This window comes from Acidovorax sp. Root275, assembly GCF_001428965.1.
GTDB classification, from domain to species: Bacteria; Pseudomonadota; Gammaproteobacteria; order Burkholderiales; family Burkholderiaceae_C; genus Acidovorax; species Acidovorax radicis.
On the sequence record NZ_LMJH01000009.1, the window covers coordinates 945,580 to 968,754 of the forward strand.

Annotated in this window: 22 protein-coding genes; 11 read left to right on the forward strand and 11 right to left on the reverse strand. The window is 66.8% G+C overall.

The features are described from left to right. Positions 1-163 precede the first annotated feature (163 nt). The 4 genes from ASE52_RS19230 to ASE52_RS19245 all read right to left on the reverse strand — a co-directional run bounded on the left by ASE52_RS19230 (position 164) and on the right by ASE52_RS19245 (position 3,598). Positions 164-916, reverse strand: a complete 753-nt coding sequence (locus ASE52_RS19230) for an amino acid ABC transporter ATP-binding protein (protein ID WP_057228379.1) — start codon at positions 914-916, stop codon at positions 164-166. Further along, a complete protein-coding gene (locus ASE52_RS19235) occupies positions 913-1,695 on the reverse strand; it encodes an amino acid ABC transporter permease (protein WP_057228381.1) in 783 nt (260 codons plus the stop codon). Before ASE52_RS19235 ends, ASE52_RS19230 begins: the two co-directional genes overlap by 4 nt. 124 nt (positions 1,696-1,819) lie before the next feature. Beyond that, positions 1,820-2,584 (reverse strand): ABC transporter substrate-binding protein, encoded by a 765-nt coding sequence (locus ASE52_RS19240; protein ID WP_010467071.1) that lies wholly within the window; start codon positions 2,582-2,584, stop codon positions 1,820-1,822. A gap of 255 nt (positions 2,585-2,839) precedes the next feature. Then, positions 2,840-3,598 carry a TSUP family transporter gene (locus tag ASE52_RS19245; RefSeq protein ID WP_057228383.1) on the reverse strand — a complete coding sequence of 253 codons (759 nt, stop codon included), beginning with the start codon at positions 3,596-3,598 and terminating at the stop codon, positions 2,840-2,842. A gap of 368 nt (positions 3,599-3,966) precedes the next feature. Between ASE52_RS19245 and ASE52_RS19250 the strand changes: the two genes are divergently transcribed. Beyond that, positions 3,967-5,334, forward strand: a complete 1,368-nt coding sequence (locus tag ASE52_RS19250; RefSeq protein ID WP_140426281.1) for an ammonium transporter — start codon at positions 3,967-3,969, stop codon at positions 5,332-5,334. A 192-nt stretch (positions 5,335-5,526) separates the two neighbouring features. Next, positions 5,527-5,862, forward strand: a complete 336-nt coding sequence (locus tag ASE52_RS19255; protein WP_057228385.1) for a hypothetical protein — start codon at positions 5,527-5,529, stop codon at positions 5,860-5,862. A 46-nt stretch (positions 5,863-5,908) separates the two neighbouring features. On the opposite strand, the gene ASE52_RS19260 is transcribed toward ASE52_RS19255, so the two are convergent. Together ASE52_RS19260 and ASE52_RS19265 are read right to left on the reverse strand one after the other, a co-directional pair. Next, positions 5,909-6,259 carry an antibiotic biosynthesis monooxygenase gene (locus ASE52_RS19260; protein WP_057228599.1) on the reverse strand — a complete coding sequence of 117 codons (351 nt, stop codon included), beginning with the start codon at positions 6,257-6,259 and terminating at the stop codon, positions 5,909-5,911. A gap of 20 nt (positions 6,260-6,279) precedes the next feature. Continuing rightward, positions 6,280-7,959: a GMC family oxidoreductase N-terminal domain-containing protein gene (locus tag ASE52_RS19265; RefSeq protein WP_057228387.1), complete on the reverse strand. Its 1,680-nt coding sequence runs from the start codon at positions 7,957-7,959 to the stop codon at positions 6,280-6,282. A gap of 280 nt (positions 7,960-8,239) precedes the next feature. Between ASE52_RS19265 and ASE52_RS19270 the strand changes: the two genes are divergently transcribed. From ASE52_RS19270 to ASE52_RS19290, 5 genes are all read left to right on the forward strand, one after another. Next, positions 8,240-9,364: an ABC transporter permease gene (locus ASE52_RS19270; protein WP_057228602.1), complete on the forward strand. Its 1,125-nt coding sequence runs from the start codon at positions 8,240-8,242 to the stop codon at positions 9,362-9,364. Beyond that, a complete protein-coding gene (locus ASE52_RS19275; protein WP_057228389.1) occupies positions 9,361-10,236 on the forward strand; it encodes an ATP-binding cassette domain-containing protein in 876 nt (291 codons plus the stop codon). The genes ASE52_RS19270 and ASE52_RS19275 overlap by 4 nt, the downstream gene beginning before the upstream one ends. Next, entirely contained in the window at positions 10,236-11,201 is a 966-nt protein-coding gene (locus tag ASE52_RS19280) for an MlaD family protein (protein WP_010467087.1), read from the forward strand. Before ASE52_RS19275 ends, ASE52_RS19280 begins: the two co-directional genes overlap by 1 nt. Positions 11,202-11,210: 9 nt before the next feature. Then, entirely contained in the window at positions 11,211-11,918 is a 708-nt protein-coding gene (locus ASE52_RS19285) for an ABC-type transport auxiliary lipoprotein family protein (RefSeq protein WP_029414394.1), read from the forward strand. Positions 11,919-12,173: 255 nt separating this feature from the next. Continuing rightward, the gene (locus ASE52_RS19290) at positions 12,174-12,956 is read left to right on the forward strand and encodes a hypothetical protein (protein ID WP_057228391.1); all 783 of its coding nucleotides are present in this window, start codon (positions 12,174-12,176) and stop codon (positions 12,954-12,956) included. Between the two features lie 67 nt (positions 12,957-13,023). Here ASE52_RS19290 and ASE52_RS19295 read toward each other — a convergent pair whose 3' ends face one another. The 3 genes from ASE52_RS19295 to ASE52_RS19305 all read right to left on the reverse strand — a co-directional run bounded on the left by ASE52_RS19295 (position 13,024) and on the right by ASE52_RS19305 (position 18,027). After that, positions 13,024-14,427 (reverse strand): NAD(P)/FAD-dependent oxidoreductase, encoded by a 1,404-nt coding sequence (locus ASE52_RS19295; RefSeq protein ID WP_057228393.1) that lies wholly within the window; start codon positions 14,425-14,427, stop codon positions 13,024-13,026. Positions 14,428-14,545: 118 nt separating this feature from the next. After that, on the reverse strand, positions 14,546-15,991 hold the full coding sequence (locus ASE52_RS19300; protein WP_057228395.1) for a DUF1501 domain-containing protein: 1,446 nt from the start codon (positions 15,989-15,991) through the stop codon (positions 14,546-14,548). An 11-nt stretch (positions 15,992-16,002) separates the two neighbouring features. After that, positions 16,003-18,027 (reverse strand): DUF1800 domain-containing protein, encoded by a 2,025-nt coding sequence (locus ASE52_RS19305; RefSeq protein WP_057228397.1) that lies wholly within the window; start codon positions 18,025-18,027, stop codon positions 16,003-16,005. A gap of 423 nt (positions 18,028-18,450) precedes the next feature. Between ASE52_RS19305 and ASE52_RS19310 the strand changes: the two genes are divergently transcribed. From ASE52_RS19310 to ASE52_RS19325, 4 genes are all read left to right on the forward strand, one after another. Beyond that, the gene (locus ASE52_RS19310) at positions 18,451-18,669 is read left to right on the forward strand and encodes a CsbD family protein (protein ID WP_010467098.1); all 219 of its coding nucleotides are present in this window, start codon (positions 18,451-18,453) and stop codon (positions 18,667-18,669) included. Positions 18,670-18,792: 123 nt separating this feature from the next. After that, positions 18,793-19,374: a hypothetical protein gene (locus ASE52_RS19315; RefSeq protein ID WP_010467099.1), complete on the forward strand. Its 582-nt coding sequence runs from the start codon at positions 18,793-18,795 to the stop codon at positions 19,372-19,374. A gap of 198 nt (positions 19,375-19,572) precedes the next feature. Further along, positions 19,573-20,088, forward strand: coding sequence for a hemerythrin domain-containing protein (locus ASE52_RS19320; protein WP_057228398.1), 516 nt, complete (start codon positions 19,573-19,575; stop codon positions 20,086-20,088). A gap of 170 nt (positions 20,089-20,258) precedes the next feature. Beyond that, positions 20,259-21,305 carry a sensor domain-containing diguanylate cyclase gene (locus ASE52_RS19325; protein WP_057228399.1) on the forward strand — a complete coding sequence of 349 codons (1,047 nt, stop codon included), beginning with the start codon at positions 20,259-20,261 and terminating at the stop codon, positions 21,303-21,305. 101 nt (positions 21,306-21,406) lie between these two features. Here the strand turns inward: ASE52_RS19325 and ASE52_RS19330 are convergent, their stop codons facing one another. Together ASE52_RS19330 and creD are read right to left on the reverse strand one after the other, a co-directional pair. Beyond that, entirely contained in the window at positions 21,407-21,727 is a 321-nt protein-coding gene (locus tag ASE52_RS19330) for a hypothetical protein (protein WP_081474711.1), read from the reverse strand. Beyond that, positions 21,724-23,172 (reverse strand): cell envelope integrity protein CreD, encoded by a 1,449-nt coding sequence (gene creD / locus ASE52_RS19335; protein WP_057228401.1) that lies wholly within the window; start codon positions 23,170-23,172, stop codon positions 21,724-21,726. The genes ASE52_RS19330 and creD overlap by 4 nt, the downstream gene beginning before the upstream one ends. Between the last annotated feature and the right edge of the window lie 3 nt (positions 23,173-23,175).

The window sequence follows — 23,175 nt, forward strand, 5'->3', positions numbered from 1 at the left end:
CCGGCTGCTTGCATGGGCACGAGCCCATGCNAGCGCATCCGAAGCATCCACTCATCCCGATTGCACTCCAATGCGATCTCCAAAAAGACTTTGAACAGGTTCTAAGAAAAAGGGCCGCCGGTTGCCCGGCGGCCTCTGCGCTGCAGAGCGGCTCGGACGCGGGTCAGTGGCTGACCTGGCCCAGAAAAGCGCGGATGCGGTCGTTGGCCGGGTTGCCGAAGAACTCCTGTGGCGGCGCGTCGTGCGCAATGCTGCCCTGGTCGAAGAACATCACCCGGTCGGCCACCTCGCGGGCAAAGCCCATCTCGTGGGTGACCACAATCATGGTCATGCCGCCTCGCGCCAGGCCGCGCATCACGTCCAGCACTTCCTTGACCATCTCGGGGTCCAGCGCAGAGGTGGGCTCGTCAAACAACATCACCTTGGGCTGCATGGCCAGGGCCCGCGCAATGGCCACCCGCTGCTGCTGCCCGCCCGACAGTTGCCAGGGGTACTTGTGCGCGTGGTCCTGCATGCCCACGCGGCGCAGCAGTTGCATGGCTTCGTCGTTGGCCTGGGTGCGTGGGGTGCGGCGAATGCGACGGGGCGCCAGGGTCACGTTGTCCAGCACGCACATGTGGCCGAACAGGTTGAACTGCTGGAACACCATGCCCACTTCGCAGCGCTGGCGCTGCAGCGTGCTGAGGTCGTCGCAGACCTCCACGCCGTCGATGGTGATGCGCCCGCTGTCGTGGGGCTCCAGTCGGTTGATGGCGCGCAGCAGGGTGCTCTTGCCCGAGCCCGATGCGCCAATGATCACCGTCACCTCGCCAGTGTGGAACACGGTAGAGACGTCCTTGAGCACCTGGTGTGCGCCAAAAGACTTGCACACCCGCTCGGCCACGATGTAGGGCTTGGGTTGAACGTTCGGGTTCACAGATTGCGCCCTTCCACGTCAAAGCGGTACTCGACGGCATTGGAAATTTGCGTGACCAGCGTGGTCAACAGCAGGTAGGTGATGGCCACCGTGGTCAGCGTGGCAATGGGCTGGAATGTGGCCGACTGGATGCGGTTACCCACGTTGGTCAGTTCCACCACACCAATCGCATAGGCCAGCGAGGAGTCTTTGAGCAGCGCCACAAAGTTGCTCACCAGCGGTGGCAGCGAGATCTTGAACGCCTGCGGAAACACCACGTCCAGAAACACATGCACCCGTCCCAGGCCCAGCGCCCTGGCCGCCTCGGTCTGCCCGCGGGGCACGGCCAGCAGGCCTGCGCGCAGTGCTTCGGCGTTATAGGCGCCCACGTTCAGCCCCAGGGCCACCACGGCCGCGGCAAAGTCGGGCAAATTCAGCCCCGGCACCAGCACCGGAAGGGCAAAGTACACAAACAAAATCTGCACCAGCAGTGGCGTGCCGCGGATGGCCCAGATGTACACGCCAGCAACCCAGCGCACGGCAGTCCAGCGGGCCGTGCGGGCGAGCGCCGCCGCCGTGCCCAGGGCCAAGCCCACGGTACCGCTGACCAGCGTGAGCCACAGCGTGGTGCGAGCACCCTCAGAGAACGCCTGGGCGTTGGGGCCGATGGGGTCAGGGAAGAACGACAACACGTGGCCGAGCAGCGAGAGGGCCAGCACCATCAGCACCAGCGCTGCGACCAGCGTGGCATTGCTGCGCTGATGTCGGGACCAGCTTTGTGGCCAAAGAGCGAGAAGCATGGATCAGACGACCGGAAGGTCTTGGTTGGAATCGGGCCAGCGGCAGGACCAGGGTGACGCCGCTAGAAACAGCAAAGGGTGCGCCAAGGGCCAGGCCCTGCGCACCCCATCACGTATTTTTAACTCAGTTGCAGCGCACGTCTTCTTTGAAGTACTTCTTGGAAACCGTGGCGTAGCTGCCGTCGGCCAGCACTTCGGCAAACGCCTTGTTCCAGGCATCGGCCAGGTCGGTGTTGCCCTTCGCCATTGCGGGGGCGATGCGTTCGATGAACAGCATGTCGCCCAGCTTGAAACCGGCCTTGGCGTTCTTGGCGGCGGCTTCCTTGGCCACGAACTTGTCGCTGACCCACGCGTCCACGCGCTTGGAAATCAGGGCGCGCTGGGCGTCGGTGTCCTGCGGAAAGTTCTTCACTTCCTTCACGCCGCTGACCTTTTTCACTTGCTCGAGGTAGCTGGTGCCGGTCTGCACGGCCACCACCTTGCCCGAAAGGTCCTGGGCGTTGCGGATCTTTGCGTCCATCGCCACGATGATGCCGCCCGAGCAGTAGTGGGGGTTGGCAAACGTGACAGCCTTGGAGCGCTCTTCGGTCACGCCGTGCGATGCGATCACGGCGTCCCAGCGGCTTTGGCCCAGGCCGGTCAGCAGCGCGTCAAACCCCAGGGTCTTCCATTCGAGCTTCAGGCCCATCTTCTTGACCACCAGCTCGGCCACTTCCACCTCGAAACCCGTGAGCTTGGTGCCTTCAAAGAAGTTGAACGGCGCGAACTGGCCTTCGGTGGCCACGATGATCTTGCCGTCTTTCTTGATTTCATCCAGCGTGCGGGCCTGGACGGCGAGGGCGGCGCACAGCGCCACGGCGGTGACAACGGCAGACTTGAAAAACTTCATGGCAGGGTTCCTGTGGGGGTGGTTCAGGTACAAAAAATCCGGCATGCGGGTAGGCAGGCCGGAGCGGGTGAATGCAGGCATCGCCAACAGCGATGGGCCTCGTCATCAAACGGAAATGCGCAGAAATTATAGGACGGGCGTTCGCATTCGGGCCATGCAGGGCAACCCCGATGACCTCGGGGCGCCCTGGTGGTAGGCCTGCCCAGCTTAGCAAGCATGATGCCATCCGGGGGCACGAGCCCCTTCGGGCCTCCGCTAGCGCAGGAACGCGTCGTAACCCGTCTTGAGGATCAGCGTGCTCACCACCACGATGAAGATGCCACGCACGAAACCCGTGCCGTGCTTGAGCGCCAGGTGTGTGCCCAGCAGGCTGCCCACCACATTGGCGATGGCCAATGTCACCGCAAAGTGCCACCACACATGGCCCTTGGCGGCAAACAGCGCAATGGCGGCGACGTTCGTGGCGCAGTTGAGCAGCTTGGCCGAGGCCGAGGCGTTGAGGAAGTCATAGCCTAGCAGCCGCACGAACAGGAAGACAAAAAAGCTGCCGGTGCCCGGGCCGAAGAAGCCGTCATAAAAGCCGATGAGCACGCCGATCAGGCTGGCCACGAGCACTTCGGTGCCGCCCGCAAAACGTGGGGTGTGGTGCCGCCCCAACTCCTTCTTGGCCAGCGTGTAGACCAGCACCCCCAGCAGCACCAGGGGCAGCAGCTTGCGGAGGAAATCGGCCGACATCACCGTGACAGCCCAGGCGCCGGAAAACGAGCCCGCAAAACCCGCAGCGGCGGCAGGCAGCATGGCCGACCAGCGGACCTGCACGCGGCGGCTGTACTGCCAGGTGGCCATGGCCGTGCCCCACACCGAGGCGGCCTTGTTGGTGCCCAGTAGCGTGGCCGGGGGTGCCCCGGGAAAAGCCGCAAACAGCGCCGGCACCATCACCAGCCCGCCCCCACCCACGATCGCATCCACAAAACCTGCCAGCAGCGAGGCCAGGGTAATAAAAATCCATTCCATCGCAGGATTTTCGCAGCTTGTCTGCTATGGATTCAGGACCTCCCAAGGCATTGGCGAAAGGGAGGCCAGCGTGGAACAGGCAAGAAAAAGGCGCTGGGATCGCCAGCGCCTGGAAAAAAAACCGCACCTCGTTGGGTGCTTGAAATTTGATTATTGGTAGAAAGGATGTCTCCTCGGGCCCCTCGCTTGGCACACCGAAGCGCGCTTTCGAGTGCCGCAACTGTAACGACTGCACTTCGCTGGTGCATTGGGGGTTTCCCGCCCCCGTTGTGGGGCGGTGAACGCGCCGCAGGGGGGCGAAAACAGGGTGTTTGGGTTGGCACGGCTCGTGCAATTGCGCTTGTAACAATTTGCGAAAGGGAGCCGCCATGCGGGCAGTCAACCACCGGTTCTTTGTGGTCGTGTCGTTGTGTCTGGGCCTGTGCGCCAGCGCATTGGCCCAGACGGCGCTCGATGCAGCGGGTGCGGTGGCGGCAGTGCCATCCCCGCCCCTGACCCGCCCCGGGCTGGTGGCGCAGACCACCATCAGCGCGGCAGGTACCGCGTGGATGATGACCTCCACGGCGCTGGTCCTGCTGATGACGCTGCCGGGCATTGCCCTGTTCTACGCGGGCATGGTGCGCAAGAAGAACGTGCTCAACACCATGGCCAGTGTGGTCGCCATTGCGGCGCTGGTCAGCCTGCTGTGGTTTGGGGCGGGCTACTCGCTGGCCTTCACCCCGGGCAGCCCTTGGCTGGGGGGATGGGAGCGCATCGGCTTTGCGGGCCTGGACTTTCAGCTCGCTGGCGGCAAGCTGGCCGTGAGCCATGTGGCACCGCACATCCCCGAGTCGGTGTACGCCATGTTCCAGCTCACGTTTGCCATCATCACCGCCGCGCTGCTGGTAGGGGCGTTTGTCGAGCGCATGCGGTTTTCCGCCATGCTGATCTTCATCAGCCTGTGGACCCTGCTGGTCTACGCCCCGGTGGCGCATTGGGTGTGGGAGCCAGGGGGCTGGCTGGCCCAGATGGGCGCGCTGGACTTTGCCGGGGGCTCGGTGGTGCACGTGAATGCGGGCGTGGCCGGGCTGGTGTGTGCGTGGTTCCTCGGGCGGCGCACTGGCTACGGGCGTGAGCCGTTCGAGCCCTACAACCTGGGGCTCACCATGGCCGGTGCGGGCCTGCTGTGGGTGGGCTGGTTCGGCTTCAACGCGGGCTCTGCTGTGGCCGCCGACGGGCGCGCCGGGCTGGCGATGGCGGTGACGCACCTGGCCGCAGCGGCCGGGGCCTTGTCGTGGATGCTGGGCGAATGGGTGGTGCGCGGGCGGCCGTCCCTGCTGGGGCTGTGCTCTGGCCTGGTGGCGGGGCTGGTGGCCATCACGCCGGCGGCGGGGTTTGTCACGCTGCGCTCGGCGGTGGCGATTGGCCTGGTGGCCGGGCTGGCATGCTACTGGGGCGCCACGGGGCTCAAGCGCCTGCTGCGCGCCGACGATTCGCTCGATGTGTTTGGGGTGCATGGCATCGGCGGCATCGTGGGCTCGCTGCTCACCGGCGTGCTGGCCAGCCGCACCGTGGGGGGCGTGTCTGGCAGCCTGCTCACCCAGGCCATTGGCGTGGGGGCGGTGATGGCCTACAGCCTCGTTGCGACCGCCGTGCTGTTGTGGATCACCAATTTCGCCGTGGGCCTGCGGGTGGATGAGCAGAGCGAGCAGACCGGGCTCGACATCGCACAGCACCGTGAGCGCCTGGGGAGTTAATGAAGTCCACCCCCCTGAGGCCCTGCGGGCCTTCCCCCCGCTCTCGCATTGCTGCGCAATGCGGGCAGGGGGACGCAGCCAGCGCGGCGGGGCGGCCCTTGCGCGGCTGCCCGCGCTTGGGCCGCGCCGGTTTCATACGCTGCGGGTGGTGCGCAGCGCCATGGATGACTGAAATGCCATAAGGAGCCGACCATGCCCGATTCCGACAAGCTCGCCATTGCCGCCCATTTGCATGTGCTGCTGCGCCGCAAGACGGGGCGCGTGACCGACACCGAATGGATGGCGGCCAACGCCGAATATGCGCTGGAGATCGTGCGTTTCGCACGCCGGCGTGCCCAGGAGGACAACGTTCCAGAGCTGGTCGAGTGGGCCGACCGCCTGGACCTGGCCATCCATGCCGCCCCACCCGCTGCGCCGCGCCGTCCCTTGCTGGATGTGGCCACGCAGGCCGTGCGCCAGCGCATGGCGCCGCCGCCCGCACCTGAGCCAGCGCCCGAAGTGCCTCGGTATGTGGGGGGAATCCGCTGACCGCGCTGCGGCCGTGTGGCCGGGGTATGACCGGGGCTGGGCGGGATCAGTGCGCTGCCGCGCCCTGCACGAACAGGCCCGCCGTGGGCAGCAGCCCGACCAGCTTGTCGTCGCCATAGGTGCGCATCACCTGCGAGATGACGACCTGGTAGCCGTTGAGCCACTGCGCTTGCGCCGCCTTGGCCTTCAGGTGGGTGGGGTGTTGCATCAGGGCCTGCAGGGCCTCGAGCGATTGCCAGTAATACACGTTGGACACGAGGCCCTTGCCCGTGTCCTCCCACGATTCCTCGCCCAGGTAGCCGTCGATGGAGCGGGCGGCGGTGGCAATCGCCTCGTCCAGGCGGTGGAAGGCGTCGTCGAACTGTTTGGTGGCAAAGATGAAGGTGGAGGAGTACATGGGCGCGATGGTACCCACGCTTATGCCGCGCGCCGCGCCTGGATGATCCACTCCGCTGCCTTCTCGGCCAGCATCAGGGTGGGCGAGTTGGTGTTGCCGCTGGTGATGGTGGGCATCGCCCCTGCATCCACCACCCGCAGGCCCGCAATGCCGCGCACGCGCAGTTGGGAGTCCAGCACCGCCATCGGGTCTTCATCCCGCCCCATCTTCGTCGTGCCCACGGGGTGGAAGATCGTGGTGGCAATGTCACCGGCCAGGCGCGACAGGTCTTCGTCGCTTTCAAACTGCACGCCGGGCTTCCACTCCTCGGGCTGGTACTTGGTCAGTGCGGGCTGGGCCACGATGCGGCGCGTGACACGCAGGCTGTCGGCGGCCACCTGGCGGTCTTCGGCGGTGCTCAGGTAGTTGGGCGCAATGGCGGGGGCGGCCTTGAAGTCGGCGTTCTTGATGTTCACCGTGCCCCGGCTTGTGGGGTTGAGGTTGCACACGCTGGCCGTGAAGGCCGGAAAGCTGTGCAGCGGCTCGCCAAACGCGTCAAGCGACAGCGGCTGCACGTGGTACTCGATGTTCGGGTAGGGCTGGTCCGCGCTGCTGCGCGTGAAGGCTCCCAGCTGCGAGGGCGCCATGCTCATGGGGCCACTGCGTTTGGTCGCGTATTCGAGCCCGATCTTGGCCTTGCCCCAGAGCGAGCTGGCCATGGTGTTGAGCGTGGCCACGCCGTTGACCTTGAACACCGCGCGGATCTGCAGATGGTCTTGCAGGTTGGCGCCCACGCCGGGCAGGTCGTGCACCACGTCGATGCCGTGCTGGCGCAGCAGCGCGGCGGGGCCGATGCCCGACAGCTGCAGCAGCTGCGGTGAGTTGACCGCGCCCGCGCTCAGGATGACCTCGCCTGAGGCATGCGCCGTGACCATCTCCTGGCCGTCCCACACCAACACGCCGGTGCAGCGCTTGCTGCCGTCGGGCTGCGTCTCGATGACGAGCTTGGCGGCCTGCGCGCTGGTCCACATCTCGAAGTTGGGGCGGCCGTAGCACGTGGGCCGCAAAAAGGCCTTGGCCGTGTTCCAGCGCCAGCCGCTTTTCTGGTTGACCTCGAAGTAGCCCACGCCTTCGTTGCTGCCGCCGTTGAAGTCGTCGGTGGCGGGGATGCCGGCCTGCTGCGCTGCCTGGGAAAACGCGTCGAGCACATCCCAGCGCAGGCGCTGCTTTTCGACCCGCCACTCGCCGGTGCTGCCGGTGACCTTGTTGCCGTGCAGGCGTTTGAAATTTTCATTCACGCCGCCGGGCTGGTCCAGGCGCCAGTGGTCCTCGTGGCGGCGGAAGTAGGGCAGGGCGTTGTCCCAGCGCCAGCTGGCGTCGCCGGTCAGCTCGGCCCACTGGTCGTAGTCGCGGGCCTGGCCGCGCATGTAGATCATGCCGTTGATGCTGCTGCAGCCGCCCAGCGTCTTGCCGCGCGGGTAGCGCAGCGTGCGGCCGTTCAGGCCCGCGTCGGGTTCGGTGTTGTAGAGCCAGTCGGTGCGCGGGTTGCCGATGCAGTACAGATAGCCCACGGGGATGTGGATCCAGTGGTAGTCGTCCTTGCGGCCGGCTTCGATCAACAGCACCCGGTAGCGGCCGTCGGCGCTCAGGCGGTTGGCGAGCAGGGCGCCGGCCGTGCCGCCGCCAATGATGATGGTGTCAAACGTGGTGTGGTCGCTCATGGGCAGGGGGCGGTGGCAATGTGTGGAAGGAGACGGAGGGCCATTGTGCGGACGGCGCCGGGTGTGTCGAGAGGGTCAGTGCCTATTGCTATTAAATGTATAGCTATCAGCGCTTATTGATAAAGCGCTGGCGGCCTGTTTGATATTAATTTCACGCATTCTTGGCCCACCTGTGCTTGGCGCACGGCCTGTGCGGGCATAAATCCTACGCGCCGCCTGCCGCTGGCTCCGCTACCATGCACCCTCCCTTTCATTCTTGGCGGCCCGCGCTGCCCAGTTCATGACCGACCCCGCTCCTCGCATTGTTAGCGCCGATACGCCCCAGGGGCCTTGTGCGCAGCTGCATGGGCGCTGGGGCGCGGCCGAGCTGGGAACCGGGGCGCAGTGGGAGGCCGTGTCGGGCCAACTGCGCAGCCACCCGGCCGCACCCACGCTGGGCTGGGACCTGACGCAGCTGCAGTGGCTGGACCACGTGGGCGCCCAGTTGCTGTGGAACCACTGGCAGCATGCCTGGCCCGAGCGCCTGGCCTGCACCGACGCACAGCGCGACATGCTTGCGCGCGTGGCGCAGTTCACCTGCACCGCGCCGCCGACCGAGCCCTGGCGGCTGGGCGAGCAGGTGGACCACCTCGGGGTGCTGGTGCTGCACGGCGTGGACCATGCCCGCCACATGCTCGAAATGGTCGGCCGGCTGGTACTGGACCTGGGTCGCCTGGCGCGTGCCCCGCGCCGGGGTCCGTGGCGCGACGTCTCTGGCCACCTGTACCGCATGGGGGCCACGGCCCTGCCCATCACGGCGCTGGTAGGCTTTCTCATCGGCGTGGTGCTGGCCTACCTGATGAGTCTGCAGCTGCGGCAGTTTGGTGCTGAGTCGTTCATCGTCAACATTCTGGGCATCTCGCTCATCCGCGAGCTGGGGCCGATGCTGGCCGCCATCCTGGTGGCAGGGCGCTCGGGCTCGTCGATCACCGCGCAGATCGGCGTGATGCGCGTGACCGAAGAGCTCGATGCCATGCGCGTGATGGGCATTCCCCACGGCTTTCGGCTGGTGATGCCACGCACCATTGCGCTGGCGCTGGCGATGCCGCTCATCAGCGTGTGGACCACGCTGGCCGCGCTGGCGGGCGGCATGCTGGCGGCCGACGTGGCCATGGACATCTCGCCGGGCTACTTCGTGCAGGCCCTGCCCGCCGCCGTCAAGATCGGCAACCTGGGCCTGGCCATGGCCAAGTCGGTGGTGTTTGGAGCGTTCATCGCGCTCATCGGCTGCCACTGGGGCCTGCGCGTGAAGCCCAACACCCAGAGCCTGGGCGAAGGCACCACGGCCTCGGTGGTCACGTCGATCACCATGGTCATCATCGTGGACGCTTTGTTTGCGGTGGCTTTCAAAAACATCGGCATATGACTGAGCGCATCGCCAAGCCCGAACACATCGCCGTCGCGCCCGGCGAGCCGCCCATCGTGGACGTGCAAGGCCTGTGGACGGTGTTCGGCAAGGGCGACGAAGCCTTCACCGTGCACCAGGACCTGAACTTCACCGTGCAGCGTGGCGAGATGCTGTCGCTGGTGGGGGGCTCGGGCACGGGCAAGACGGTGCTGCTGCGTCAGATTTTGGGCTTGGCCCGGCCCACGCGCGGGCAGGTCACGGTGCTGGGCCGCCCTGCATCGGAGATGGGGCGCGAAGGCGCGGCCAGCCGTGTGGGCATGTTGTTCCAGCACGGCGCGCTGTTCTCGGCCTTCAACGTGCTCGACAACGTGGCATTTGCGTTGCGTGAACAAGGCACCTTGCCCGACGATCTGGTGCGCGATGCCGCGCTGGTCAAGCTGCAGATGGTGGGCCTCAAACCCGAGCACGCCAGCCGCATGCCGGCGGACCTGTCGGGGGGCATGGTCAAGCGCGTGGCGCTGGCGCGCGCGCTCATCATGGACCCGCCGCTGCTGCTGCTCGACGAACCCACGGCCGGGCTCGACCCGAGCAGCTCCGACGACTTCTGTGCCTTGCTGCGCGAGCTGCGGGCCGCACTGGGGCTCACGGTGGTCATGGTCACGCACGACCTGGATACGCTGTTTGCGCTGAGCACCCGCGTGGCCGTGCTGGCCGATAAAAAGGTCATCGTCACCGGACCGCCGCACGAGGTGGCGCATTTCCAGCACCCGTTCATCGAACACTTCTTCCTGGGTGAACGTGGCCAGCGCGCCATGGCCCCGGTGCAATCCGTGGAGCACGCCGTGGCACAGACCGCCGTCGCGCCCACGCCCGACAAGGAACCCACCTGATGGAAAACAAATCCCACGCCCTCGCCGCAGGCATCTTTGTGCTGGTGGTGGCCGCCATGCTGGCGGGCCTGGCCATCTGGCTCACGCGCGACAGCGCCAACTACGAGCAGTACGAGCTGTCCACCAAGGACGGCGTGAGCGGGCTGCAGCCCCAGGCCGCCGTGCGCTACAAGGGCGTGGCCGTGGGCAAGGTCACGCGCATCGGCTTCGACCCGCAGGTGACGGGCAACGTGCTCATCCGCATTGCGGTCAACGAGCAGGCGCCCATCAGCCCCACCACCTTCGCCGTGCTGGGCTACCAGGGCGTGACGGGCCTGGCCCACGTCCTGCTGGACGACGCAGACAAGCCCTACCCCGAGCTGCCTCCGGGCCCCAGCGGCCTGCCGCGCCTGCCCATCAAGCCGTCGCCGTTTGGCAAGCTCGCCGAGCAGGCACCCGCCATCCTCGCCCAGGTGGACGAAGCCACGCGCCGCATCAACCAGCTGCTGGGCGACACCAACCAGCAGAAGCTGACGGAGGCCCTGGGCAACATTGCCCAGGCGGCAGGCAGCGTGAACACATTGACCCAGCGGCTCGATGCCACCGTGGCCCAGCGCCTGGACCCGGCCCTGGCCGCGCTGCCCCCGCTGGCCAGCGATGCCCGCAAGACCCTGCAGTCGCTGCAGCAGGCCGGCGCCAGCGTGTCGGTGCTGGCGGCCGACGTCAGCAAGACCACGCAGCGCCTGGGGGCCGAGGGCGGCCCCATCGACCAGATCACCATCGGCACGCAGTCCCTCGCCCGCGCGGCCGACCAGTTCAGCACCACCACGCTGCCGCGCCTGAACCGTGCCGCCGACGACACCTCGCGCGCGGCGCGCCAGCTCAGCCGCACAGCGGGCGGCGTCACCGACAACCCGCAGCTGTTCATCTATGGGTCTGGCCGCATCCCGCCCGGCCCGGGTGAACAGGGCTTTGCCGCACCGTGAGGAGCGTTTATGACCAATACTATTAAAAACATAGCTGCTAACGCATATCAGTCAAGCGCTAGAGGTCTGTTTGCCTCTATTTTTTCTGTGGTGGTGCTCGGCATCGCAGGCTGCTCGGCGCTGCCCAGCCCGCCATCGCGCCCCGCACTGTATGACTTTGGCCCCGGCGCACTTGCCCCGGTGCCCACCGACCGCCGCGCGCCCCTGCCACCCCTGGCGCTGGCCGATGTGGAGGCCCCCGGCCTGCCCGAAGGGAGCAATGCCGTGCTCTACCGCCTGGCCTATTCCGACACCCAGCAGCTGCGCCCGTACAGCCAGGCCCGCTGGAGCCAGCCGCCTGCGCAGTTGCTGCAGCAGCGCCTGCGTGAACACCTGGGCCAGCGGCGTGCGGTGCTCAAGGCCGACGATGCTGCGGCCCAGGCACGCGATACGGCCCAGGGCAACCGGCTGCCTTCGGTGTTGCGCGTGGAGCTGGAAGAGTTCAGCCACATCTTCGTCCAGCCGACCGAGAGTGCGGGCGTGGTGCGCCTGCGCGCCACGGTGGTGGACCTGACGCTGTCTGGTGAAGTGCTGCGCGGCCAGCGCGTGTTCATCGCGCGCACCCCCGCGCGCAGTGCCGACGCAGCGGGCGGCGTGGCCGCACTGGCCGAGGCATCCACCCAGGTGGCGCAGGAACTGGCCGCGTGGGTGGAACAGGTGGGCGACGTCCGCCAATGACGCGGCGGGGCAGCCCGCCGGGCTGAGCCGCAAGACGCTGCACAGACTTGCCCCAAGGAGCGCGGCGGGGCGCAGGCCATGGAGCGGGTGTTTCCTTGGGGGGAGTCTCCCCAATCGCTGGACCGAAGTCCAGCGCATCGCGCATGTCTGGGTGGTGTGCTGGCGTGGGCACGGGCACATTTCCAACGGCCGCCGCAGTGCGTACCATGTCGCTTCCCGCATCCAAAAATCACACAACACATCGAGAGGGACGCCATGTTCATCGTCTGGGGGAAGAAGCTCGTCTATCGAAAACTCGGCCATGTGGCCGATTTTTGTCCCATCTGCCGCAAGCCGCGCCCGTTCGTGCTGCGGCGCCTGGGGTCTGCGGGGCACGTGTACTACATCACGGTGAGCCAGGGAGAGCTGGTGGGCTACGAGCGCACCTGCGTGCGGTGCGACACCTCGTTCAGCGCCGAGCCCACCCATTACGCTGCAGTGGCACCCAAGCCCGCGCCTTTGCCCGAGTTGGCCCGGCAGACCTTTCCGGACCTGGAGCAGGCCTGGAAGGAGCGGCTGGACCTGGAGCGGCAGTTGCGCGCAGACCCGCGCGCCCTGCACGCCGATGACCGCAAGGCGCTAATCCGCAGCCCATTTCTGCTGCTGTCGCCCAAGGTCGAAAAGCGTTTTGCATCCACCCATTTCGACAAGGAGGTCGGCATCTCCGCCCTCGTCGCGCTGGGCCTGATGATTGCAGGGCCCGCCATCGTGCACAAGCTGTTTCCCGACTCGTCCGACCTGGCGGTGCTGGTGTTCATGGCCCTGGGCGTGCTGCTCGTGATCGTGCAGATGGTGCTGGCGGGCGGGCGGTTCATGCGGCGCGAGGTAGTGCCGGTGCTCGCCCAGTGCCTGCGGCCCCTGCAGCCCACACCCGGTGAGTTGCAGACCGTGATGGCAGAGCTCAAGACCTTGCGGCACAAGATGGCCAGCAAGCTCAAGCTGGCGGAACTGATCGCGCACATCCGGGGCCCGCAGGGCGCCGCCGGGGCGCGCGGCTGAATCAGGTCCTTGGAACGTCGGTACGCAGGCGGGGCGGGACGGCGCACTCCCGCTGTGGTGCTGCGGCCTACGGCTGGGGTTTTTGGGGGGGCTTCGACACAGGCGCAGCGGCCACCGAAGGCTGCCCCTCGATTCCCGTCACCACCCGCGCATAGCGCGCAAAGCTCCAGTACGCCCAGGCCCAGTCCAGCAGCACCACCAGGCGGTTGCGAAAGCCGATCAGGAAGTAGACGTGCGCGAAGAGCCAGAACAGCCACGCGAAGTAGCCTGAGAACCGCACCGGCCCGGCGGGCGAGGTGAGGTCCACCACGGCGGAGTTGCGGCCGATGGTGGCCAGGTTGCCGTAGTCGCTGTAGCGGAACGGCTGCGCGGGCTGGCCGCTGAGCCGGCGCAGGATGTTGGCGGCGGCGGCCCGGCCCATCTGCTTGGCGCCGGGGGAGACGCCGGGAACGGGGGCGGGCTCGTGGCCGGGCGCGTGGCTCTTGGCCGCAGCCAGGTCGCCGATCACGCTGATCTCGGGGTGGCCGGGCAGCGTGAGGTCGGGCGCCACGACCACGCGGCCAGCGCGGTCGGTGGTGCAACCGGTGGCCTCGGCCAGCTGGCGGCCCAGCGCAGAAGCGGCCACGCCCGCAGCCCAGACAATGCATTTGCTCTTTATTTGATAGCTATTTGCGCCTGATGAATCAGCGCTGGATGGCGATTCGACCATCAGTCCCTCGGCGTCAATGGCGGTAACGCGGGCGTTGAGGCGCACTTCCACCCCCAGCTTTTCCAGCTGCTCCCTGGCGCGCTGGCTCAGCGTCTCCGGCATGGACTGGAGCACACGGGCGCCGCCTTCGAGCAGGATGATTTTTGCGCTGGCCGGGTCGATGTGCCGGAACTCGCCCGGCAGCGTGTGGCGTGCGATCTCGGCCAGGGTGCCCGCCATCTCCACGCCCGTGGGGCCCGCGCCGACGACCACAAAGTTGAGCCAGTCGGCGCGGCGCACAGGGTCCGTCTCTTTTTCGGCGGCCTCGAAGGCCAGCAGGATGCGGCGGCGGATCTCGAAGGCATCGTCCAGCGTCTTGAGCCCGGGCGCGTGGGTGGCCCAGGCGTCCTGGCCGAAATAGCTGTGCGTGGCACCGGCCGCGACGATGAGGTGGTCGTAGGGCAGTGGTGCGGAGGGATGGGGTCCGCCCTTCAGGTGCACGGTGCGTGCCGCCACATCGATGTGCGTGACCTCGCCCAGCAAGGTCGTGACGTTGGGCTGCTGGCGAAACAGGTGGCGGATGGGCGCCGCGATGGCCGGGGCCGACAGCCCGGCGGTGGCGACCTGGTAGAGCAGGGGCTGAAAGAGGTGGTGGTTGGTCTTGTCGATGAGCGTCACGTCCAGTGCGGCACCACGCAGCGCACGGGCGGCTTCAAGGCCGCCGAAGCCGCAGCCGATGATGACAACACGGGGACGGGGCGAGGGAGCGGAGGAAGTGGTCATGCCCCCATTATTGGGGCTCGCAGCTTCCGGGCGGCCAGTGAAACTGGCGCCGCCTTGGGCAAGGGCAGCAAGCCACGGCCCGCCCCGAGCGGCGCAGCCGCTCGGGGGATGTTTCACATCAAGCCATAAAGCCCAGGTTGGTCGGGTAGTCGGCCCCGCCGAAGTGGCTCAGGTTGGGCAGCACACCCGGCAGTTCGCTGTTGCTCACGCCAAACCAGCTGGCCAGCGTGGCCGCGTATTGGTCCACCGAGGTGCTGGGCAGCAGGCGACCCTGGCCCACATGCCATTGGTCGTTGGCATCGGCGGTGTTGGTGATGCTGACCGGGGGGGCCTTGCCGTAGAAGGCCTTGCCTTTGACTGCGCCACCCACCATGAGATGGTGGCTGCCCCAGCCGTGGTCCGAGCCGTCGCCGTTGGAGCTGAGCGTGCGGCCGAAGTCCGAGGCCGTGAACGCCGTCACCTTGTCGGCTACGCCCAGTTCGACGGTGGCGTTGTAGAACGCGGTCATGGCTTCGCTCACGCGCTGCATGAGCGTGGGCTGCTGCGAGATCAGGTTGTCGTGCAGGTCGAAGCCGCCGAGCGACACCATGAAGACCTGCCGTTTGCTGCCTAATGTGGTGCGCGCGCCGATGAGGCGGGCGACCATCTTGAGCTGGTCGGCGAGCGAATTGCTGGAGGGGAAGGCCGTGGCCAGGTTGACCCCGGCCAGCCCCGAGGTGATGGAGGCTTCTGCGCCCACGGCCCGCGCGGTGACGCGGTTGTATTCGTTTTCCAGCGTCTGGCCGCTGTTTTGCTGGATCAGCGAGCTGAGTGCCGCGCGCACGGCCGTGGAGCCATAGACGTTGTTCTTGACGCCGTTGATCGCGATCGCGCCGTTGGTGCTGACCTGGTACTGCAGCGCGGAGTCACCCGAGAGGAACACCGCATTGCCCGTGACGGAGATGCAGGTGAACAGCGAACTGCCGTTGGAGGACAGCGCCAGGTCGCCGATGTTGCCGCCCCAGCCCACGGTGGAGCCTTCGGGCGAAGACGACTGCCAGACCGACTGCTGGTCGTTGTGCGAGAACAGCTTGGGGGGCAGCGGGTACAGCGTGCGGTTGCTGCTGCTGTACTGCGCACGGGTGAGTGGCACCACCAGGGGACCCACGTTCAGCTGCACGGCGGCCTTGCCGGTGTTGAACAGGTTCGTCAGCCCGGTCATCGCGGGGTGCAGTGCGTACTGCCGCCCCCCGGCCAGCGGCGTGGTGGGGGTGAGCAGCGTGGGTGTGAGCGCGGACTTGGCCAGGGCGATGCCACCGGCCGTCTGGCCGGCCCCGCCGCCACGGATGGCGTTGTACTTGTTGTAGCTGTCGTCGTCGTAGGTGATGACAGTGTTGCCGTAGTCATTGCCGCCGTACAGGAAGACGCAGACCAGCGCCTTGTAGTCCGTGGCCGTGAAGGCTGCGACCTCGCCAACGGCCGCGAGATTGAGCGCAAAGGGCAGGGCCGTGCCCGCCATGCCCAGCTGGGCCGAGCGGCGCAGGAAAGCGCGGCGGGAGTGGAGTTCGGGTTGGAGGAGATGCATGGCGGCGCGCCTTATTTCTGGATCAGGTATTCGGCCGAGGCCATGACGAGGAAAATCGCGGCCGCCACGCGGTCGCGCTTGGCGTTGTCCGCGCTCGCGGCCGTGACGGCCGTGGTCTTGAGGGCATCCGCGATGAGCTTGATGGTGGCCGCAGACAGTTGGCCGCCTGTCATGAGCAGGTTGACCCGGTCGACCAGCGCGTCGGCATCGGCCACGATGGCCAGTTCGTTGGTGTAGGCCGCCTTGATGTCGACGCCGTTGTTGCTGGTGCTGCCGTTGTTGGGCAGGTCTGGCGCGTTCACGAAGATGCCGTTGCGGATCACGCCCTGCATGTAGTTGAGGTAGCCGCCCACGCTGCTTTCGTTGACGAGCTGGAACTCCGGCGCCACGGCGCCCGCCGTGGCCAGAGCGGTCGAGGGCGGCACATAGCCCGGCCGGAAGAAGTTGAACACCGACGGCGAGCGCAGCGGGCTCTGCGCCAGGCGCGAACCCGCCGAGCTGAGGTCGCCGATCTTCCAGCTGCCATATTGCGAAGCGATGCCGAACGTGCGGCCCCACTGCACGAAGCGCAACATGGGTTCGCGCAGCCGGCCGAACATGGCGTCCGTGAGCCCGGCGGGCCCGCGGGCCTCGTTGTCCAGCAAAACCGCCTTGACCACGGCGCGCATGTCGCCGCGCACGCCGACACCGTTGTTGTTGAAGGCGGCGGCCACGCGGCTCACGTAGCCCGGCGATGGGTTGCTGGTGACCAGGCGCTGGATCAGCTGCTTGCCGATGAACGGCCCCACGTTGGGGTGGTTGAAGATGGTGTCCAGCGCGGTCTTGAGCGCCGCCGCGCCGGGGGTGCCGGCGGCAACGGTGGTGCCCAGGAAGGTGGCGGCCAGCGTGGAGTGCCGCGACTCGGTGAGTGCCATGGGCAGCCGCGTGAAATGGGTGCTGGGCACGGTGCGCGTGGTACCCGGCACGGTGGTCTGCACGTTTTGCGACTGGTCGTAGTCGTAGCCCGTGAACACGCGTGCCAGGTTGGTGATGTCGCTTTGGGTATAGCTGTCGACCACTTGGCCCGAGCCATCGCGCTTGGCCGTGCCGTCCTGGTTGAGGTCCACGAGCCCGATGGACATCAGCTGGAGGATCTCGCGCGCATAGTTCTCGTCGGGCTGGCGGCCCGTGGAGGGGTTTTCCTTCTGGTTGCCGCGCGTGTTGAGGTAGTAGCCCATCGCGGGGTTGAGGGTCACGTCCTCCAGCAGCTGGCGGAAGTTGCCGAAGGCATTGGCCACGAGCTGGTCCCAATAGTGGGCGATGGCGTGGCTGCGCCAGCTGAAGTCCAGGCCCGAGAGCGATACCACGCAGATTTCGGACAGCGCGAGGGCCACGCGTTTGCGCAGCCCGTCGGTGGACGTCATGAGCTGCTGCCAGATCATGCAGTCGCCCGGGTAGGTGTTGTCGTAGTACGACGTGGTGTTGTCCACCGTGTTGTAGCCGCGCTGGTTCAGCCAGTCCCACCCCTTGGTGCCAACAGGCAGGCTGAACTGGTTGTTGATCCAGCCGTCGTAGGTGCCGGCACGCAGGGTGGCAATCTCGCCCGTCGAGGCCGAGAACTGCGCTTGCAGCAGGAAGCGGGCCGCCTCCGAATCGGTGCCGGCCTTTGTGTACGTGTAGGAGCCCGCACCCGGGGCCGGTGGAGGCGGCGGGGGCGGTGGAGTCGATGGCCCCGGCGCGGGCGTGGGCCCGGGCGCCGGTGCAGGCCCGGGGGAAGGGGGAGTCGTGGGGCTGGGTGTGGGGGCCGGGCCGGGGGTAGGGGCCGGGCCTGGCGTGGGGGTCGGTGTGGTCCCTGGAGCGGGCGTCGCGGGCGGGCTCACGGTGTCATCGGCTGCGTCGCCGCCACCGCAGGCTGCCAGCGCCACGCTGGCCATCAGGGCGGCGAGCGTGGCTTCCTTGGGCAACGGGGCCGGGCGTGGAGCCGCCTGCGCGGTGTCGATTCCCTCTGCAACTTCGGCAGGCGCCGCTGCGCGAGGTTCCTCTTTCATCAGTGTCATGGTGGGTCTGCTAGTTGTTGGTAGCGGGAGCAACACCACACGCAGAGCTATCAGTCGCCCTGCATGCATGGACGGTGCGCTTCGGTAGCTCTGCCATGGATGCCAAGGCCTGGTCCAAGTGTATGGATTTGCAACTGAGAGCCTGTTGGGTTAAATCGTTATGAATGACTACAACAGTCACCAAATGCAACGGTTTACGCAAAGAGGCTGGTTTCGACTAGGGCGTATTCCCGCCGGATCTTGCTGCGCACCCTGCGGCGGCTTGTCCGGCAGCGGTGTAGTCCAGAGGCCGACGTTCGCTGCCACCGGGAGCCTACGCGCGGCGCACTGCAGTGTTTCTACAGTGGGCTCATCGCTGTCCGGCACCGTTTACCGCCATATCGGTGGCATGGCCGCAGCGAGCCACTCTCAAGGATGAAGACCATGAATGAAGACACCGTCAAGGGCAACTGGAAGCAGTTCAAGGGCAAGATGATTGAACAGTGGGGCAAGCTCACGAACGATGACTTTGACGTCATCGACGGCAAGCGCGAGCAGTTCCTGGGCAAGCTGCAAGAGCGCCAGGGCATTGCCCGCGATGCCGCCGAAAAGCAGCTCAAGGAGTGGCAGGACCGCCACCCTGACTTTCGCTTCAACGACTGACCGGGGTCTGGTGCCGGGGCCAGCCCCCTGCGCCTGAGCCGCACGGGCAACCAGCAGACGGCCGGCGCACCTTCGCACCGGCCTGCTCCCTATCCCCTACCTATCCAATTCGAGGAGAAACCCATGAAATTCGCACGAACTCTGATCGCTTCCGTGGCTGCTGGCCTGCTGGCAACCTCTGCCTTCGCCATGACAGCCCCTGAACACAAGGCCGCCAAGGACCAGATCTCGGCCGCCTACAAGGCCGACAAGCAAAAGTGTGATGCCCTGTCGGCCAACGCCAAGGACATCTGTGTGAAGGAAGCCAAGGGCAAGGAAGACGTGGCCAAGGCCGAGCTCGAAGCCCAGTACAAGCCCAGCGCAAAAGCCACCCAGAAAGTCGCCGAAGCCCGTGCTGACGCAGCCTACTCCGTCGCCAAGGAAAAATGCGATGACCTGAAGGGCAATGAAAAGGATGTCTGTGAAAAGGACGCCAAGGCTGCCCATGTGAAGGCCAAGGAAGATGCCAAGGTCGCCGCGGTGCAGGCCAAGCCCGCGGACAACGCTGCCGAAAAGGGCGCCGCCGTGGCGGAGGCCCGCAAGGATGCCAACGCAGAAAAGAACGACGCCAACTACAAGGCCGCCAAGGAGCGCTGCGATGCGCTGTCGGGTGATGCCAAGTCCAAGTGTGTGGACGACATGAAGCGCATGTACGGCAAGAGCTGATCCCCTGTGGACCGCACAGTGGCCGGTACTCCCAGCCGCTGGCAGTCTTAAAAATGCCCCGCCCCGTGCGGGGCATTTTTTGTTGTGGGGGCCGAATGGTGCCGCGCGGTTGGCGCCGAACTGACCTGCATCAACACGCCCTGTTGGCTGGCGGCCTAAGCTCGTGCCCTGTTTTTGTCTCGCTGCAAAGGGATTCGCATGGCACAACTCGAATGGTCGGACGCGCTGGCCCTGGACCTGCCCCTGATGGACGACACCCACCGCGAATTCGTGGATTTGTTGGCCGCCGTGCACCGGGCCGAGGATGGGCAGTTGCTCTCCGCCTGGCACGCTCTCGTCGAGCACACCGACCACCATTTTGAGCAAGAGGATGCCTGGATGGCGTCCACCCGCTTTGCCTCGGGCAACTGCCACAGCATGCAGCACAGGGTGGTGCTGCAGGTCATGCGCGAAGGGGTGGTGCGGGCCGAGCAGGGCGACCTCCAGGTTCTGCGGGTGATGGCCAGCGAGCTGGCGCTGTGGTTTCCGCAGCACGCCCAGAGCATGGACGCGGCGCTGGCCCTGCACCTGCGCCGCGTGGGGTTTGACCCGGTCTCGGGCGTGGTGCATGCGCCTCACGCGCTGCCGGGCGAACTGATCCAGGGTTGTGGTGGATCGACCTGCTCCGATACCTCGGCCGGTGTTGCCGCCGCCGAACCCGCAGCGATGGCCTGAGCTCGTGAACACATTTTGAGAGCCGGGCGCACAGCGCCGCTGCCTGCCGGTCCGCCCACGCGGCCAGCCATGGCGCGGCGCAAGCGTGCTTTCACCCGTGCGTGGGCTGCGCCGGTGTGGCATGCTGGCAAGTCTCTAGGCAAAGGTGGGCGGCATGACCGCTTTGCTCCATGGCCGAAATCTCTTCCACGGTGGCGCTGTACGACGGCGCCGCAAGCCTGCAGGCCCTGCAGCGCTACGGCATTCTCGACACGCCGATGGAGCCTGCCTACGATGAGTTGGCCGAGATTGCGGCCCATGTGTGCGAAGCCCCGGTGGCCCTGATCAGCCTGCTGGACAGCCACCGCCAGTGGTTCAAGGCATCGGTCGGGCTCCCGCTGCGGGAAACCCCGCTGGACCAGTCCGTGTGCCGCTACGCAGTGCGGCAGCCCGGTGTGTTCATCGTGCCCGACCTCGCGCAGGATGCGCGTTTTGCCCACTTCAGCATCGTGACCCAGGAAAACCCCTTGCGTTTTTATGCCGGGGCGCCTCTGGTCACGCCCGATGGTTATGCCCTGGGCACGCTCTGCGTGCTGGACCACCGGCCGCGCCAGCTGTCCCAGAAAGCGCAGGACATGTTGTCCGCACTGGCGCGCCAGGTGATCCGCCTGCTGGAGCTCAAGCGCGCCAACGACCGCCAGGGCCAGATGCTGGTGGAGCTGGAAGAAGCGCGCCGCCAGATGGCCGTGCTGGCCCATACCGACGTGCTCACCACCCTGGCCAACCGCCGCTCGTTCACAGCGCGCCTTGTGCAGGAGCAGGCCCTTTTGCAGCGCGACGGCGAACCCGCCTGCCTGCTGATGATGGACATCGACCACTTCAAGCGTGTCAACGACGTGCACGGCCACCATGTGGGTGACCAGGCCTTGCAGCTTGTGGCCACGCTCTGCCGCGACGTGTTCCGCGCGGCCGATGTGGTGAGCCGATGGGGTGGCGAGGAGTTTCTGGCCCTGTTGCCCGCCACCCGGGTGGACCAGGCCCAGGCGGTGGCGCAGCGCGTGCATGCCGCGCTGGCTGCCCACCCGGTGCCTGGCGTGGAGCCACCGCTGGTGCTGACGGTGAGCATGGGGCTGTCCAACTTTGATCCCCTGCGCCCGCTCGACATCACCCTGCGCGCGCTGGATTCGGCGCTCTATGCCGCCAAGCGCGAAGGCCGCAACCGCACGGTGGTGGTGTAGGGCCCTGCGCAGCGATTTGCTTCCATTTTGATAGCTAATAGTGCTTTTCTCTAAAGCGCTGGAGCCAATTTTCATCAAAATTCCAGCATTGCCTCAGTGTCTCAGTGCCCCGGGCTGCGGGGCAGCAGCAGGGCCGCCATGCGCCAGGACAGATCCCGCAGGGCCCGGCGCATGGCGGGTGAATCCTGCACACCCACAGGGCTGGGATCGCTGCGCGGGCAAAACGCGGCCTCCAGCACCTGCTGCTTGGCGCTGACCAGCGCCACCCGGTCTTGTGCCCGCAGGGCGGCCATCAGCTGGTCGCGGTGGCGCTGCACGCGCTCGGCCTCTGCCAGTGTCAAGGTAGGTGGGTGCGCCCCGGCGCCTGCCGCCGGGCCGGCCAGGTGCTGCGCCCAAGACCGGGGCGTGGTGTGTGTTGTCATATGGCGCTCGCTGGGGGCGTGGTGGGGCGGGCAACGGGTGGGGCCGTGGGGCGGCGTGGCGGGGTGGTGCCCTGCGACAGCCCGTACCAGTTCACCTTGCGGGTCGCCACCATCACGGCCGCCAGCACCAGGAACAGCGCAATCGCACCCACCGCCAAGGCCGTTTGCTCCAGCTGCAGCAGCACGTACAGCAGCCCATACAGCACCGCGATGCCCCCGCCCAGCGGAATGCCCCGCGCCAGGCTGCCCAGCATGTGGCTTGCGTAGTAGGCGAGCAGCAGCACGCAGGCGCTGGCGGCCACGGCGTACGAGATGCCAAACGGCAGGTGCTCCGACAGGCTCACCAGCAGCAGGAAGAAGCTGCACAACGCGCTGCCCACCAGCAGGTACTGCACCGGGTGCACGCGCAGCTTCTTCATCAGCTCGAACAGGCCCACGGCCACGAAGGTCAGGGCAATGAACAGCACGCCGTACTTGGTGGCGCGGTCAGACAGCGAATAGGAGTTCACAGGGTCGATGAAGGCCACGCTGAAGCTGTCGGCGCAGTCGCCGGGGGTGGCTTCCCCGGGCACGTAGTCGCTGCGGTTGCCGTCGTCCGAACCCCCCAGGCAGATGCGCTTGCCGTTGGCGATATCGGCCTGCGCCGTGGTGGCCAGCGACGACAAGCGCCACTGGGCCGAAAAACCGGTCTTCTTGACCTCGCGCTCCGCCGGCAGAAAGCGGCCCCCAAACGAAGGGTGGGGCCAGCCACTGGTCATCTGCACTTCGGTGTTGCCGCCCAGCGGCACGAAGGCCAGGCGCTCGGTGCCCACCAGTTCCAGGTCCAGCGTGGCGGTCAGCCCGTCGGCCTTGCCGCGCACCGCTTCAGGCAACACGGCGTGCAGGCCCCGGCTGTAAGTGGGGTGGAAGGTGCCGGGCTTGAGGGCCAATGCATGCGAGTCCATGGTGAACTGCGCGGTGCGGATGCCGCGCGCATCCCCCACGGCCATCATGACGATGGGGGCGCCGCAATGCATGCGCGAGTTTTTCATGCTGCTCTGCGGTACCAGGCTTGCCAGTGACCCCCATTGCGCCGTCACGTGGGCCTTGAGGTTGAAGGTGTTCACCTTGTGCAGCCCGCGCGCACGTTCTTCCATCGCGGCGCCGGTGGTGAGCTTGAGCTGCTCGGGCATGGCGGTCAGCAGGAACTCGCGGCGCTGCTCCACCATGCGGCGCTCGTCGCCCTTGCCGGTCTCTACCTCCCAGCTCTCCACACAGGCGCTGTGGATCATCGGGCCCATCAGCGTCTGCGGCCCGGCCAGGCTTTCGGCCACGCTCTGCGCGGTGATGCTGCGGTAGCGCAGCCGGTCGCGCACCACGTCTTCGATCATGCCGAGGCCAAAGAGCAGCAGCACGGTGATGGCGGCCAGCGCGGCCAGTTTGGTGAACAGGGGGTGTTTGAACAAGAG